At 34.9% G+C, this 16593-nt stretch carries 10 protein-coding genes and 3 pseudogenes; 4 read left to right on the plus strand and 9 right to left on the minus strand.

What is annotated here, in order from left to right; translation table 11 throughout:
* Window positions 1-19: 19 nt before the first annotated feature.
* Entirely contained in the window at window positions 20-385 is a 366-nt protein-coding gene (locus tag HMPREF0493_RS02930) for a helix-turn-helix domain-containing protein (RefSeq protein ID WP_006351790.1), read from the minus strand.
* 1342 nt (window positions 386-1727) lie between these two features.
* Between HMPREF0493_RS02930 and xerS the strand changes: the two genes are divergently transcribed.
* Both xerS and add read left to right on the plus strand, forming a co-directional pair.
* Window positions 1728-2801 (plus strand): tyrosine recombinase XerS, encoded by a 1074-nt coding sequence (xerS, locus tag HMPREF0493_RS02935; protein WP_006351791.1) that lies wholly within the window; start codon window positions 1728-1730, stop codon window positions 2799-2801.
* A 152-nt stretch (window positions 2802-2953) separates the two neighbouring features.
* Window positions 2954-3971: pseudogene (gene add, locus HMPREF0493_RS02940) on the plus strand (adenosine deaminase).
* Window positions 3972-4024: 53 nt separating this feature from the next.
* Here add and HMPREF0493_RS02945 read toward each other — a convergent pair.
* Both HMPREF0493_RS02945 and HMPREF0493_RS02950 read right to left on the minus strand, forming a co-directional pair.
* Window positions 4025-4903: pseudogene (locus tag HMPREF0493_RS02945) on the minus strand (DegV family protein).
* 69 nt (window positions 4904-4972) lie between these two features.
* Complete coding sequence (locus tag HMPREF0493_RS02950) at window positions 4973-5389, minus strand: MarR family winged helix-turn-helix transcriptional regulator (RefSeq protein ID WP_006351794.1); 417 nt, start codon at window positions 5387-5389, stop codon at window positions 4973-4975.
* 341 nt (window positions 5390-5730) lie between these two features.
* Between HMPREF0493_RS02950 and HMPREF0493_RS02955 the strand changes: the two genes are divergently transcribed.
* Window positions 5731-7422: an Rqc2 family fibronectin-binding protein gene (locus tag HMPREF0493_RS02955; RefSeq protein WP_006351795.1), complete on the plus strand. Its 1692-nt coding sequence runs from the start codon at window positions 5731-5733 to the stop codon at window positions 7420-7422.
* A 56-nt stretch (window positions 7423-7478) separates the two neighbouring features.
* On the opposite strand, the gene carB is transcribed toward HMPREF0493_RS02955, so the two are convergent.
* The 6 genes and pseudogenes from carB to HMPREF0493_RS02985 form a co-directional block, all read right to left on the minus strand.
* Entirely contained in the window at window positions 7479-10664 is a 3186-nt protein-coding gene (gene carB / locus HMPREF0493_RS02960) for a carbamoyl-phosphate synthase large subunit (protein WP_006351796.1), read from the minus strand.
* 4 nt (window positions 10665-10668) lie between these two features.
* A complete protein-coding gene (locus HMPREF0493_RS02965) occupies window positions 10669-11724 on the minus strand; it encodes a carbamoyl phosphate synthase small subunit (protein WP_006351797.1) in 1056 nt (351 codons plus the stop codon).
* A gap of 4 nt (window positions 11725-11728) precedes the next feature.
* Entirely contained in the window at window positions 11729-12637 is a 909-nt protein-coding gene (locus HMPREF0493_RS02970; RefSeq protein ID WP_006351798.1) for an RluA family pseudouridine synthase, read from the minus strand.
* Complete coding sequence (gene lspA / locus HMPREF0493_RS02975) at window positions 12630-13094, minus strand: signal peptidase II (protein WP_006351799.1); 465 nt, start codon at window positions 13092-13094, stop codon at window positions 12630-12632. The genes HMPREF0493_RS02970 and lspA overlap by 8 nt, the downstream gene beginning before the upstream one ends.
* A gap of 8 nt (window positions 13095-13102) precedes the next feature.
* On the minus strand, window positions 13103-14779 hold the full coding sequence (locus HMPREF0493_RS02980) for a formate--tetrahydrofolate ligase (protein WP_006351800.1): 1677 nt from the start codon (window positions 14777-14779) through the stop codon (window positions 13103-13105).
* 227 nt (window positions 14780-15006) lie between these two features.
* Window positions 15007-16186: pseudogene (locus tag HMPREF0493_RS02985) on the minus strand (IS256 family transposase).
* A 157-nt stretch (window positions 16187-16343) separates the two neighbouring features.
* Here HMPREF0493_RS02985 and HMPREF0493_RS02990 point away from each other — a divergent pair.
* On the plus strand, window positions 16344-16593 hold a 250-nt coding region (locus HMPREF0493_RS02990; protein ID WP_040457060.1), incomplete at its 3' end, for a DegV family protein.

Here is a 16593-nt window from a genome sequence, read left to right on the forward strand (position 1 = left end):
TCAGAAGCGTGTATTTTTATTAGTTGTTACTACTGTTGATTTCCTTTAGTAAACCAATGAAAGATTTGCTGACATGTTCAGCCTGATTCTTTGGCAAATTACGCAATTCATTAGTAACTTTTTGGATAAAAGCAGGAGTGTTATCTTGGTTTTCATCCGCCTTTACCTTTTTAAAACGATAAGCATTATTAATAATATCAGGTGTAGTAGTGTTCAATGCACATGCAATAGAATCTAACTTTTGAATACTGATATTTTGATTTTTTGTTCTTTCCAAACGAGAAATAAAGTTGACAGAGAGACCACTTAACTCGGCTAAATCTTCTTGAGTCAATTTTTGATCGCGTCTACGACGTGAAATTTCATCCCCTAGATTAATACTCATGAAGCACTCGACCCTTTCAATTACTTATAAAACTATAGCTATTAGCTATAGACTATAAAAACGTAATAAAATGAAATAGATTATTTTAATATTATTAAATTACACTATATTAACAATAAATACTTGAAAAATCCTTATAAAAACATCATCTCATTAAATTATGATAAAACAATAATTTGAATAAAATATGAATTCTTTAAGAATTTCAGCAAATAAATTGATAAATCCCTAAAATATTATACAAAAAACAAGAAATTTATATAATATTTACTACAAGTAACATAGAAACATAATATTTATTGTTTTGTCAAGCAAACGCCGTTTATTGGTCATTAGTTAGTAAATAATTTTGAATTTAATGAAGTTTAATGTTAATTAATAGTGAAAAACGATAATAGAGTAATGGATAAGAGTTGAATAATCACTTCGTATAATATATATTATGTAAAGTAAATTCTCAAAATTGGAGGTAGACTAAATGAAGATACTAAATATGGATCATTTTGTTATCACAGTAAATAATCTGGACAAAGCAAAAGATTCTATCATCGAATTATTGGATTAAAAATAGTAAATCAGCGAAGCAACCAAGATTTTGTGACGATGATGTGTGGTGGTCATTCACTTCTTCGCTTAAGAAAGTCAACTAATGAAGTAATGCAATTGTGGCGAAGCATCTATCGACTGGTAGTTTTGATTTTTGTTTAGAGAGCTCAAATAATGTTCAAGAGACTAGACTATAAAGAATTTTGAAACAAATAATATTCAAATAGAATTAGGTCCAGTTGTTAAGCATGGTTTTAAAGGAAAAATGATGTCTGTATATGTTAGAGATCCAGATGGTAATCTTGTTGAAATTTCTACTTATCATAATTAATGCTGAGAGAGATTCTGAGACGTTTAAAATCCAAAATGATCATTAGTTTGTTTTATTAAGTTCATCTATTTTAGTCCAAAAGTAAGAACAAAGTTTATGAGTTCAGTTTTTTGCTAAGCTATCATTAAAACTATAATTTTAATGATAGGTAGATCTCATACTCTCAATTAAATACGGTTTGATATTTATCTTATTACTGAATTATTTAGTGAATTTATTTAAAAAGAATTTCTATTTTTGTTTTGCTGAATCAATAATTAATTTGAATCAATATTTGCAGCAACAAATAAGCTTGATATATCAATGTTGTGCTGTCTTCTTTAATCTTTTATTGCTCCCCGCTCTTTATTTTGGCTAGGGGAGTTTTTCTATGACGTTAAAGAACATGTGTTTGCAAAAGTGCCTTAAAATTGCTATAATTTAAGCAGTTGTATAATAAAAATCATAATTAGAGGTAGACATGGCATGGAAACAAAAAAATATTTAGCCTTAATTCAAGTTGAATTAAATAAAATGCCAGATTATGTAAAGCAATATAATCTAGGAACCAATCACTCTCTAGCTACGAGTTATCAATATTTAACTGAAATTAGACGTTTTTTTGAATGGCTAAGAAAAGAAGGAATTTCGAAGGCTGATAACAATCGTCAAGTTTCCACTTCTACCCTCGCCCATTTAAGACGTAACGATATCATGCTATATATTGATTATTTACGCCATTCTAAGAATCAACAGGGACACCTCAATTCGCCAACAACAGTTAATCGTTCAATTAATGCTTTACGTTCCCTATTCAAATTTTTGACAATTACGGCTGACAATAATCATGGCCAACCATATTTTGAACGTAATGTAATGCTCAAAATAGATTCTTTAAACAGCACAAAAACGCTTAATTATCGTGCTCATATTTTAGAATCTCATATGTATACTGGCAATTTAAAATATGAATTTCTTGATTTTATTGCAAAAAATTATGAGCAACATTGTAATAAACAGGCTCTACCAGCTTTCAAAAAGAATAAGCAGCGAGATCTTGCGATTATTGCCCTAATTCTGGGAACGGGAATTCGTGTGTCTGAATGTGCTAATGTCAATTTAAAAGATCTTAATTTAAAAGATGCAGTTTTAGATGTAACGCGTAAAGGCGGTCAGAGGGACAGTGTGCCGATTGCTGAATGGACGGTCAACTATCTGATTGAATATAAAAAGATCCGTCAGCAGCGGTATTTGGCCGATAAAACACAAACTGCATTCTTTCTAACTCGTTGGCATGATCAAACACGTCGTATTACAAGCAATGCAATTGAAAAAATGATCAATAAATATTCGGCAGCATTCGGTCACCCGCTTACTCCACATAAATTACGCCACACTTTAGCTTCAGAATTGTATGAAGTAACTAAGGATCAAGTTTTAGTAGCGCAACAATTGGGTCAAAAAAGTACTTCGGCAACGGATTTATATACGCATGTTAATCAAGAAAAGCAACGTGCAGCTCTTAATGAAATACCTGATCTTGATCAGCATAAGTACTAAAAACACGTACAAAAAATGTATTCTTATATATAATATCATTAATTAATCTAAAAAATCTGCTTTTATATTAAACAATCTGACTTTTAAGTGCTAGAATATTAACAATTTAATCTTCACTTGTTTGATAAATTAATTTGATTAAGGAGATATTTATGGAAGATTTAATTGATCTGCACTTACATTTGGATGGTTCAGTACCTTTTAATACCGTTAAGAAATTAAGCAAACTGCATCATTTTCCGTTAATATCCGTTAATAAGTGATGATAAATTGCATCAGAAATTATCTGTTTCAGATAATTGCCATAACTTAAATGAATATTTAGAAAAATTCGCCTTTCCATTAAAATTAATGCAAACAAAAACAGATTTAGAATTGATTGTTTATGAATTGTTGCGTGATTTGCGCAAACAAGGCTGTATCTATGTAGAAATGCGCTTTGCCCCACAATTACACACGCAAAAAGAATTGACGCAGGAGGAAGCTATTAGGGCCTGTGAGATTGGTTATAAAAACTTTCTTAATTGGCAAGCGGTTTTGCGTGATGGCAAACCAGCCTTGCATGCTAACTTTATTCTTTGCTGTATGCGGCTGCGTGGTAATGAAAAAGAAAACTTTGAAACTGTTGAGTTGGCTCATAAATTGATGCCGATTACTCATGTTGTTGGAATTGACCTAGCCGGCGCAGAAACCCCCGAATTTGCTATTCACAAATATAGTAAACTTTTTGCCAAGGCAAAAGAACTTGGTGTTCCCTACACTATTCATGCAGGGGAAGCAATGGGGCCTAATTCCATTCGTGAAGCCCTGGCATTAGGAGCTAAAAGAATTGGACATGGAATTAGATGTATTGAAGATCAGAATCTAGTAAATAAATTGGCAAAGGATAAGATAACTCTTGAATGCTGTGCTACTTCCAATTTAAATACTAAAGTTTTTGATCGCCTGACTAAATATCCAGTTAGAGAATTGCTCCATGAAGGTGTTCATGTAACTTTGAATACTGATAATATGACAGTTTCTCATACTAATTTACCAACTGAGTATCGACGTCTTGAAGTAAAAACAGGTCTTTTAGCAAGTGAAGAAAAAGAAATGCTGAAGAATTCAATCCAAGCTTCATTTGCCAGTCCAAAAGAAAAACAACGTTTGACTGCTCTTTTAGGTTAAATAAAAAAAGAAGAACAAGTAGTATCTTTTTACTACTAGTTCTTTTTTGCTTTTTATTTAGTTAAATCGATTTTATCAATATCAATCATCCAAGCAATAGCGATTGATTTTTCACCTAAGTGAGTAGCAATAACAGGACTGAATTCTGCAACATCAATAGGCAAACCAGGGAAATTTTCAGAAATAAAGTCTTTAATTCCTGCGGCCTGCTTGGCATCGTTAGAATGAAAGACAAACAAACGTAATTTATCTTTATAATCAAGCTTACTAGTTCGTTCTAACGCAATACTTTCAATCTTGCTGACTGCACGCTTCATAGAACGAATTTTATCAAACGCAACGATTTTACCATCTTTAAAAGTTAACAGCGGCTTAATATGAAGCATTGTACCGATAAATGCACTCGCATTACTTAAACGACCACCACGACTTAAATTTTTTAAATTATCTACGACAAACAATTCATCAATTGTTGCTCTAATTTCATCAAGATGCTTAATAATCTGTTCAGGTGTTAAGCCGTTTTTGATCATCCTAGCAGCTGCAAGAACTAAGTATCCTTGCAAACGCACAGTTATCTTTGAATCATAAGGATATAAATGATATTCAGGATTATTGCGAGCGATGTTTTGCAATGTCTCATTATATCCAGAAATCCCGCCCGATAAAGTAATATCAATAATGGCCTCATAGCCTTCTGCATGGAGCTTATTGCAAAGTTCAATCATCTTACCCATGCTTGGCTGTGAAGTCTTAGGAAAAGCAGCACCTTGTCTTTGAGATTCAAATAGTTGCTCTGCAGTGATGTTAATGTCTTCCAAATATTCCTTGTCGCCAATAATAACAGGAATTGGCATTACGATCACATTATTTTATTTAACTTCTTCTTTAGTTAATACGCTGGTGCTATCGGTCACTAATGCAATCTTCATTATATAACCCTTTCATCTATAAGAATTTATAGATGAATTATAGCATAAATTGAGCTCAAGTTCGAATACCTATCCCATTTCTGAGAAGTCGTCATATCCCATGCTTAGATTTTTTAGTTCTTGAGTAAATTTAGTTAACTCATTTGTATCAATTTTTGAAAATAGATTTTTTTCGATCTCACTAAGTGCCTTTTTTAATTCGGCAACTTTACTTAGCCCCACTTCACTTAGGCAAACTATTTTACTTGAATCTTTATCTGATCTGGTTATCTCAATATAATCTTGTGTTTTCTTTTGCTGAAGCTGTCTGCTTAAAGTAGACAAAGAAATTGAGAGACCTTTTGCCAATTTTCCCATCGGTAAAGGCTGATTATTATTTCCATCGAAAAATAGCAATATTCTTGTTTGTGAAATACTCAACTTGCATTTGTGATTTATTTCTTTTTTGACGTGCTCCGCGATGGAATTAAAAAATAAAACATCCATATACTACTCTTCTCCAAAGTTTGTGAGTAAATCCCAGAGATATGTAGTCAGAAACCAACACTAATGTTGTGAAACTTTATACTGACCCATCTAGGATATTTACTATGTGAAACATAATATATTGGCTTTGACTTATGCATTAGCTAAAACTAATATTACTCTTTTATAACTATAGTATACCATTTTTCACAAATAAGTCTTTGTGAAATTCTAAAAATATTATTATATAACCAGAAGTACACTATTTTAAGATTAGCAAAATTACTAGAATCAAGTTACTTAAGCAATAAGAAAATAATTGATATAATAGATAACGTGTTTATGTTTAGAGGTGATACCAGATGGCTTTTGATGGTTTATTTATTCATAGCCTATTAACTACTTTGACCCCTACTCTAGTGAGTGGACGGTTATCCAAAATTTATCAACCATTTGATCAAGACTTGGTCCTAGTATTTCGAAAAGAAAGAGAAAATCAACAGTTGCTGATTTCGGCAAATGCTCAATATCCAAGAATGTATTTGACCAAACAGACTATTGCCAATCCAGATAAGGCACCAACGTTTGTAATGGTGCTGCGCAAATATTTGGAAGGGTCAGTTTTAAAATCGATTGAACAAATTGGGTTGGATCGAATTGTAAACTTCCATTTCAGCAATCGAAATGAACTTGGCGATCAAGTACAACTTGTTTTATCTGTCGAATTAATGGGCCGACACAGCAACGTAATTCTTTATGATCAAGAAAGCGGAAAAATTATTGATTTGCTAAAGAGAATTAATCCTGATGAAAATCGTGCAAGAATACTTCTCCCAAGAGCAAAATATGAATTGCCACCGTTAAAACCAGGAATAAATGGTTTAAATTTAACGGAAAAAGAATTTGAAGAACTAAAAAGGCAAAATCCTCTTCCTAGTGATTTTGTTAGAAAAATGGATGGTCTAGATCGTGATGATCGGATGGAACTAGAGGGCTATCTTGAAGATGAATTTTCATTTGCTTCTTTTCAAACTTTCTTCGAACAATTTAATCATCCAAAGGCTTTTGTTCTTAAAACTCCGAGAAATAAACGAAAGATATTTCCTTACCTTCCCTATCATTTGGATCTGGAAAAAGAAAGCAGTGATCCAGATTTGAACCATGCACTTGATGAGTTTTATGAATATCAAGCAAATCGAGATTGGGTTAAACAGCGAGCTGCAAAGGTTGAACGAGTTGTTAAAAACGAGCAGAAAAAATTAACTAAGAAAATTGCAAAATTGCAAAAACATCTTGATTTAGCTGAAAATTCAGAAGGCTATCGTATTCGTGGTGAAATTTTAAATGCAAATTTGTATCAGGTTAAACCTGGAATGACGGAAGTAGATTTGCCAAATTATTATGATAATAATCGCCCGTTAAAGGTAAAATTGGATCCGGCCCTTTCTCCAGCACGAAATGCACAAAAGTATTTCACCAGATATAAGAAACTGCGAGATTCAATTAAACACGTGCATGAACAAATAAAGATTGCACAAGCTAATTTGGCCTACTTTGATTCAATTCAAACAGCTATTGATAATGCTGATCCTCAGGATATTGATCAGATCAATGAAGAATTACAAAATCAGGGTTATATTAGCAAACCACAGAAACATGTTCGCCGTAAAAAGATTACTGAACGTAATTTAAACAAATTCAAACTTTCATCAGGTAAAACCGTTTTTGTTGGAAAGAATAATTATCAAAACGATTGGTTGACTTTAAAGAAAGCAAATAAGAATGATTATTGGTTCCATGTTAAAAATATGCCAGGCTCTCACGTTATTCTTCGTGATGATCAACCTACTCCTGAAGATATTAAAGAAGCAGCTGAAATTGCCGCCTTCTTTTCAAAAGGAAAGCTTTCTGCCCATGTTCAAGTGGATTATGTTCAAGACAAGCGGGTTAAAAAACCAAATGGTGCGAAACCAGGATTTGTAATCTACACAGGGCAAAATTCGATTGAAGTTACCCCTGAAGAAAAAAGCGTTATGTCAAAGAGAATTGATTAATGAAATTTAAATATAAAAAAGACATTCGGAAAGAGCCGAATGTCTTTTTTGATTTGTTAAATTGGTTGAGTAGTTAAAGACAAAGATTCTAGAAAATCTAAAATTAATTCGGCTGTTTCTATGCTTGAAAAAACTGGGATGTGAGTGTATAAAGCTTGATCCCTGATTCTAATTGCATCAGCACTGGCGGCATCAGATAAATTAGTAACATTAACGACCATTACAATTTTATGTTGCCGAATTTTATCAAGCAAATTCTTAGGATTCTTGTGTACTTTGTCAACAATCCCAGTAGTGATTCCCGCTTCCGCAAACATTGTTGCAGTACCTTCAGTGGCCACCAGTTTAAACCCAAGTCGATCAAATCGACGAGCTAAACTGGTTACTCTTTCCTTATCTTCGTCACGAACAGAGATGAAGATCGTTCCATAACTTGGAATATGTAAATCACTGGCTTCACATCCCTTATACAGTGCTTTGGCAAGCTGAGTATCTCGTCCCATAACTGAGCCAGATGACTTCATTTTTGAATCAAAAGTATTATAGCTGTTGTAATTGATGTAAGAAAAGACAGGCATCTTTACATGAATAAAATCATTAGTCGTCCATAATTCTTCGTGATAGCCAAGATCAGCCAAATTCTTACCAGCGATTACTTGAGTAGCACAAGCAGCTAAATCCTTACCTAGTGACTTGGACAAGAAAGCAACATTGTGACCAGCATAAGGCTTAATTTGCAATAAGTATAATTCACCATTCACCATTAGGAAGTGTAAGTTATAAATTCCCCTAGTTGATAACTGATTAATTAAGTTAATCGAATAATGTGCTAGCCTTATTTGACCATCCGTTTTTAAGTTTTGTGCTTTAAAAACGGCGATTGAATCTGAGGCATGTGATCCTGTTTGTTCCAAATGTTCAATTATTCCAGGAATAGTAGTTTGTTGGCCATCAGAGATCGCAGTTACTTCATATTTATTGCCTTCGATAAACCTTGAAACAGTAATTTGATCTAACTGATTTTCATCTAGATACTTTTTAACAGCAGGAACATCGTAAACAACAGCTGATTTTTGCTTGATTTCTTTACTGAATCCTCCGATCAAAATTGGGAAGCCATAGTTATTTACGAATTTGACAACTTCTTTCTGGTCATGAGTAGTCAAAGATGGCACTCTTTTAAGTCCAGCAACTGGTTTTAGCAAAAGATTCTTAATTTTATCATGTAGATTGCCGTTTGAGCGACCAAGGATATTCAGACCGCTTTCGATCAGTTTTTGACTTAAAGAACTAACTTTCTTACCAGAAAATTGCAATAAAACATCTTTAATTCCCTCTTTGTGGGCCACTTTTACAATATTCTCGACAGTGATTGGATCAAAATAAATACGGTCAACGTTCTTAAAGCGCTCAGCTATTGATTCATCATTGTTAGATAGCAGAATGGTTTCATAACCAATATTATGTAAAGTCTCAGTAGCATGTGAAAGTATATAGTCAAATTCACTAGTTACTGAAACCTGCAATGGCAGCATGCCAATGATTAAAACTTTCTTCTTAGAAGATAATGGTTGTACTTCGTTTTGAACATCATAGGCGCTGTAATAGCTTTGAATATTTGGTTTGTAGATACCAGCTGAACCATCAATTTGAAGATAAGCTGGTTTAAGATTGAATTGCTGCAATTTCTGCTCTATTTCATCTATTTTTGTATTGCGCAAAAGTGCTAATAAGTGATTTGAAAATCCTCGTCTTTTTGCTTCGATTAAAAGATCGACGTTTAGTTTTTCTGCATCGTGAACTTTTTGCGCAATCAAAATAATGTTTTGCAATTTTTGGTAATAAACGGGATGCAGGTATACGATATCTTGCAGATTACTATAAGACATGCCCTTTGCAATGGCTGCTAAAAGTCTGATCAAATGCAACTCATCAGGATGCAATAAATCCTGCAAAATTGTCTGTTCATCTTTTCGATATTCATGAATAAACGTTTTCCAGGCTAAATCAATATCAATTGTATAAGAAATTGCCTTTAAAAAAGCAGCTTCAAAGTTTTGCCCAATTCCCATTGCTTCGCCACTGGCTTGCATCCGATTGCCTAAAAGATAATGGTTATAACCAGATTCTGACAGTGACCAATATGGCATTTTTACGGAGAGTACATCTAAAGTTGGCTCAATTGAAGCATTTAAGCCAGAAACAGGGTCAGTTATTTCATTCAAATTGTAGCCAATCGCTACCTTGGCTACGATGTAACCAACACTATATAAGCCAGCTCTTTGAATCCAAACAGCACTTCTTGTTAAACGAGGCTTAATGGTTAGGACTTTATATTCAATTTGAGTACCATGATGGCGAATTGCAAAATGGATGCTCATAATTCCCAATAAGTTAAGATTGTCTGCAATCTTTTTACTCGTGCTGCGCAGTTCCTGAATCTGATCATTGTTTAAAGTTAAAACAGGCATGACAACAGCCGAATCACCTGAATTAATACCAACTGGTTCAATTGATCCAGCGAAATTACTGAAGACAATGTTACCGTCACGGTCGCGAATGACATTGACAATAACCTCTTCCCAGGTAGACAAGTCTTCGGTTAAACGATAGTGCTTCCAAGAAAAAGTTTCGCTTTGGCTTTCTTTTTTGAAGTAATTAATTAAATCATCTAAAGTCTTGAAGCCTAAGTGTTCGTTATGTACATATCGATGATATTTTGTAACTAAAACTGGAAATGAAACAGTTTCTTTAATTTGATCGATATGAGATAAAAGATCATCAGTCGATAAATTAGCCAGTTGCCAGGATTGATTGACGTTAATTTTTAATTTGTTTAGCAGTTCCATTCTTTTTTGCTGATTGCCTAACGAAAGAGTTCTTGGATTTAAGGTCAGCAATTTAATATGCATTTGTTGCAAAATACCATCTTGAATTAATTTATTTGCAACCTTCAAACCAGTAGTTGAGCCATAGGCGGTCATGATTGCGTCAGGTTCTTCCATCCGCAAGATTCGTTTAAGGAAATCTAGCGTCATAGGTTCTAGGTAAACTGTCACGCCTTCTCTTTTATCAGTTGAAACTGTCGCTGGATTAGGATTTACCAAAACTACTTGAATTCCCTCTTCAACTAGAGCATTAATTGCGTCGCAGGCTAGCAGGTCCATTTCGGCAACGCTGCCAATTAAAGTTGGACCTGAACCAATGATTAAAACTTTATCCAAATCATTCTCTAAAGGCATATTTTTACTCCATCATTTTTAAAAAATGGTCAAAAATTTCAATTGCATCTAAACTGCCTGGTGCTCCTTCTGGATTAAAGGCAGTTGCAATGACCTTTTCTTTTTCCATTGTAAATCCAGCTAACAGTTCAGTATGAAGATCAAAAAATTCTTGATTCATATTTAGCTGAACACTATCAGGCAAAACTAACTGATTTATATCCATGGCCGTTTGCCAAATTGTGTTTGAATTCTGTTCAATTACGGGATAATTGATACCATCAAACTCTTGTGGCAAGTTAACCAATTCCAGCTTTAAATAATCGCTTAAAGCCAAAAAGCCCAGACCAATACCAAGAATCGGACATTTTTGGTAGAAATGGTCTAGTACAGGTTTTATTGCTTTTAAAATTTCGTCCGGCTGACCAGGACCGTTGGAAATAATAATGCCATCTGGTCTCAGATTTTCAATATCAACCGGAGTTGCATTGTATGGCAATACAGTTACATTTACTTGTCTTAAAGATAATTCACGCAACATCGAGTGCTTTAATCCTAAGTCTAAAACTGCAACCGTCTTTCCAACATTGGGTGCTGCATAAGCATTTTTTGTCGAAACAGAAGCTGATTTGTTTTTGGGCAAAACCAAGGCTTTAATTTGATCAAAAGCATGCTCATCATCTGTATCCATGATAGAAGCCTTAATTGTTTCTTCACGCATTAAACGGTGAACCAAGGCGCGAGTATCAACATTAAAAATTGCCGGAATATTTTTTTCTTTTAAAAATAAATCTAGATCTTGGAAATTTTCGCTATCGGAAATATTCAATGCTACATCGTTAGCGATAATTCCTTTAACAGTGGGGTCAATACTTTCATAGTCGATTGCATTGATTCCGCTATTTCCAATCATTGGTGAAGTAAAGACCAAAATTTTTCCGGCATTAGTCGGATCAGTCAAAGTTTCCTGATAACCAAAATTGGCAGTTTGAATTGCTAATTCACCAGTTGAAATGATGTTAGCACCAATCCCCTCACCTGAGAATGAACTGCCATCTTCTAGAATTAAGTAGCGTTTCATTAAATCACTTGTTTCTTCTAAGTTTATTTAAGGTTTCTTGAAATATTTTAGGCGGATCTACTTTAAATTCAAGCCATTTTCCTGTTTTGGGATGCTTAAAGCCAAGAACTTGTGCATGCAAAAACTGCCCATTTCCCTTCAAAGTCTTTCGTGATCCATATAAAGGATCACCAGCAACTGGATGACCTATGTAGGATAAATGAACTCTGATTTGATGAGTACGGCCAGTTTCTAGCTTGCATTGGATTAAGCTATAACCTTTAAATTGTTCAATTACTTTAAAATGAGTTACCGCATGCTTACCACCGGCGACAACTCCCATCTTTTTGCGATCATGAGGATTGCGCGCAATTGGAGCATCGATGGTACCTTCTTCTTCTGCAAAATTGCCATGGACTATTGCCAGGTATAAACGTTTATTAGTCTTATGAGCCAATTGGTCTTCTAAAGATTCACGGACTTGGCTATTTTTTGCAATCATCAATAAGCCAGAAGTATCTTTATCAATTCGGTGAACAATCCCAGGTCTAAAACCTTCAGGACTAGAAGCCAGATCCTTTGTATGATAAAGCAAAGCATTGACTAATGTATGATCGGGATGTCCAGCGGCTGGATGGACCACCATTCCTTGAGGTTTATTGACAACAATCACATCATTATCTTCATAAATAATATCAAGTGGGATATTTTCAGGAATAACGTCTAGCGGCTTAACCGCTGGCACAGTTACTTCAATTGCATCGCCATCTTTTACTTTATATGAAGCTTTTTCAACTTTCTGGTTGACGAGAATCAAACCGTCATCAATTAATTCTTTCACTCTAGTACGAGAAAGATCATCAATTTTATCTGCTAGGTATTTGTCTAGCCGGCCTTTTTCGTTCTCTACAGTTAATTCGTATTTTTTAGTCATGCTTATTTTCTTTTTCGTCAAAAAATACTAAGTAAATGAAAATTAAGATCACACCTACTGTGATTGCAGAATCAGCAATATTAAAGATATTGAAATGAATAAAATCCAGTTGCAGCATATCAACTACGTATTTCAAATGCAAACGATCGATAAAATTACCAATAATCCCGCCAAGAACTAATGCAATGCCAGCATCAAACCAAGTATTTTTATATTTTTTGTTAAATAAAAAGTATAAACAAACGCCAATAGTAACAATACTTATTGCATAGAACAGCCACATTTGACCAGGAAGAACATTCCAGGCTGCTCCATTGTTTTGTAAATATGTAAAGGATAAGATCCCCGGAATAACTTGTTGAACTTCACCTAAATGAAAGTTGGTTGCAATATAAAACTTTAAGCCTTGATCGGCAAGAACGATAAATAATGAAATAAGTAAATATAGAAACTGCATAAATTTTTTTAGAATAACCCACTAATTTTTCCGTTATTGTCAACGTCAATGTCAAGAGCTGCCGGATGTTTTGGCAAGCCTGGCATATCAAGAACGTGTCCAGTGGTGACAACGATAAATCTTGCACCATTTTTAAGACTGATTCCCTTCACATGAAGGGTGAAATCTTCAGGTGCGCCTAACAACTTCTTATTATCAGTAAATGAATACTGTGTTTTGGCAATAATTACAGGTAGTTTTTCTTTACCTAATTGTTTGAGGTGACTAATCTCTTTTTCAGCCTTTTCACTGTATTCTACTTGGCTGGCATGATAAATTTTTTGGGCAACCTTTTTAATTTTTGTTTTGACGTCATCATTGTCATTATAAGTTGTCTTTAAATCTGCCTTGCCAGAGTTTGCAAGATCAACTACGGCTTGAGCGGCTTCAATGCCACCCTTTGAACCAACATCATGATAATTAACAACTTCCGCTTGAATGCCTTGTTCTTGAATTAATTGCTTCAGCAAATCCAGTTCGACCTGTGTATCTGTATCGAAACGATTAATTAAAACAATTACCGGAACGTTATAACTACGCATGTTGTTCATATGACGTTCCAAGTTTTTGAATCCTTTTCTCAATGCTTCCAAGTTTTCTTGGCCCAAATTGTCTGTTGAGCCTTCGGCCTGGTATTTTAATGCACGAACAGTTGCAACGACGACACTTGCATCAGGTTTCTTGTCCAAGTGCTTGGAAACAAAGTCCATAAATTTTTGACCGCCCAAATCACTGCCAAAGCCAGCTTCAGTAAGCGTGTAATCACTAAGGTGCAACGCAAGGTTGGTAGCCATAACTGAATTAGCCCCGTGAGCAATATTAGCAAAAGGTCCGCCATGAACTAAGGCCGGAGTATGTTCGATTGTTTGAACTAAGTTTGGCTTTAATGCATTAGATAAAAGAGCAGCGATAGCGCCATGGAAGCCTAAATCTTTAACATAAACTGGCTTGTCATCTGTTGTATAAGCGACGAGAATATCACCAATTCTTGCCTTTAAATCATCAATATCATTTGCTAGACAAAGAATAGCCATCAATTCATTGGCAACAGTAATTGCAAAACTTGCAGTATGTTCAATTCCATTAAATTTTGACCCTTGTCCTACAGTTACTTTCCGCAAAGCACGATCATTAACATCTAAACCGCGTTTGATCAGGATCTTTTCGGGATCAATATTTAAACTGTTGTCTTGATAAATATAGTTGTCAACTAGAGCTGCTAAAGTATCGATTGCACTGGTTAAAGCATGCATGTCGCCAGTAAAATGAAGATTAATATCTTCCATCGGAATGATTTGGGCCATTCCACCACCGGTAGCACCACCCTTTAGTCCAAAAACAGGCCCCATTGATGGTTCTCTTAAGGTAATCATCGTTTTTTTATGGAGCTGATTATTGATGGCATCACCTAATCCAATTGTGATTGTTGACTTCCCTTCACCAGCCGGAGTTGGTGAAATAGAAGTAACCAAGATCAATTTGCCCAGATGACCGTTTTTCTTGTTGCGATTAATTGCAGTCCAGTTTATTTTTGCTTTATCGTGACCATAAAGTTCCAAATCGCTTTCTGTTAAACCAACCTTCTTGGAAATTTCTGTAATATCTAATGCGTGAGAATTTTGTGCAATTTGAATATCTGATTTCATATTTGCAGACCTCTTTTTCTAATATATTCGATTTGATTATTTTTGAAATTGTTGAAATTGATTTAGCGTTTTAGAATTTAGTCCCCTTATTTCTAAAAAATTATAATTTAATTATACCAAAATTTTACTTATTAAGTCTTAATACATTAAAATAGATACAGAGAAAGAAACTGTCAAATCTTTTGTGTAAATAGATCTTTCTCATAGATTGATTTTTTATTATTTATTTAATCGAAGTAAGATTCTAAGGTGTCCTGAACCTGACCAAAGCCTTTGTGAATTCGGTTGAAGTAGCGGTCATTGTAGCTCATTGCCAGAATGCCAATGAAAGTATCAAGCGACTGTTCAGTCGGAAACTCTGCTTTGGGCTTAGGCTTGCGCTTAATGACGTTGTTAAAAGATTCAATCATGTTGGTAGAGTAAATTGAAGCTCTGATCTGCTTAGGATAATTGTAGAAGACCAGCAGGTCCGGCTCGATGTCTTTCAGGTTTCTTATGACATGATTATAACTCTTGTCCCATTTGGCATAGAAGGCATGCAATATATCAACAGCGGCTGCTTTATTGGCTTGCTGGTGAATCTGCTTGAATTCGTTCATAATTGCCTCGCGATCCTCCACGCGTACTTTAGCGCAGATATTACGCATGACATGAACCAAGCAACGCTGGAAATGAGCTTGAGGATAGGTCTTTGCCAGTGCTGTCTTCATGCCCACAACGCCATCTAAAAGAAAAAGCTCTACTTGCTCTAAGCCACGAGATTTCATGCTTTGGAGCAGCTCCGTCCAGACTTCAATGTTTTCATTGGGCGCAATGCAGTAGTCGATAACTTCCTTGTGGCCATTAGGTTTGATACCAATGGCAATATAGACAGCTTCACGTTCAAAAGTTTCTCGGCGCAGAGGAACGTAGGTAGCGTCTAGATAAACACAGAAGAACTTATCGCTAAGCTTACGCTTGTGATAAGCCTCTACCTTGGGGATCATCTGCTTAGAAATATTGGATACTTGAGCGGGGCTGTAATGGCTGCCATACATTTTTTCAATCAAGTCAGCTATCTCTCTGGTAGTTACGCCTTTAGAGTAAAGCTTGATGATCATGTTTTCCAACACATCTGCATGCTGCTTGTAGTCAGGCAGCGTGTGCTGATGAAACAGGCCGTTGCGGTCTCGTGGCACCTGGATTTCAATTTCGCCAAACTGCGTATCCACCTTGCGAAAGTAGGCACCGTTCCTAGAATTGCCGGTATTCCAGCCGTCTCTTGCATAAGGATCATAGCCTAAAAACGCAGTTAGTTCAGCTTCTAACAAGTCATTAACTGCCTGTTGTAGTTCTTTACGCAATAAATCATTTATTTTGTCTTGATTATTGGAGTGCTTGAGCAATATTTTTGGTAAAATCATTCATGAAGGAGTTCCTCTTTCTGTATGTGTTTTTTGTTCAAACCAATCATACGAGAAAGGAACTCCTTTTTCTAATATTTTAAGAAATTAATTTAAGGAATCATTCATCCTTACACAAACTATTTTACAGTCTCCAGAGAAAATTAATGGAGGGACCAATTATGAAAATTGCTGTCTTAACAGATAGTTCCGCATATTTATCAAAAGAGGATCAAGAAAAATACCACATTGATGTCATTCCTATCCCAATTATTTGGGGTGATAAAACTTATAAGGACTTAATTGATATCGGCTATGAGGAGTTTTATCAAAAACTTGAACATGCTGAAACGTTACCAACTACCTCTCAACCCTCAACCGGTGAGGTTCAAAAATATTTGGATCGTTATGTTGATGAGGGCTATACGGATG

The organism is Lactobacillus amylolyticus DSM 11664 (assembly GCF_000178475.1).
Classification (GTDB): domain Bacteria; phylum Bacillota; class Bacilli; order Lactobacillales; family Lactobacillaceae; genus Lactobacillus; species Lactobacillus amylolyticus.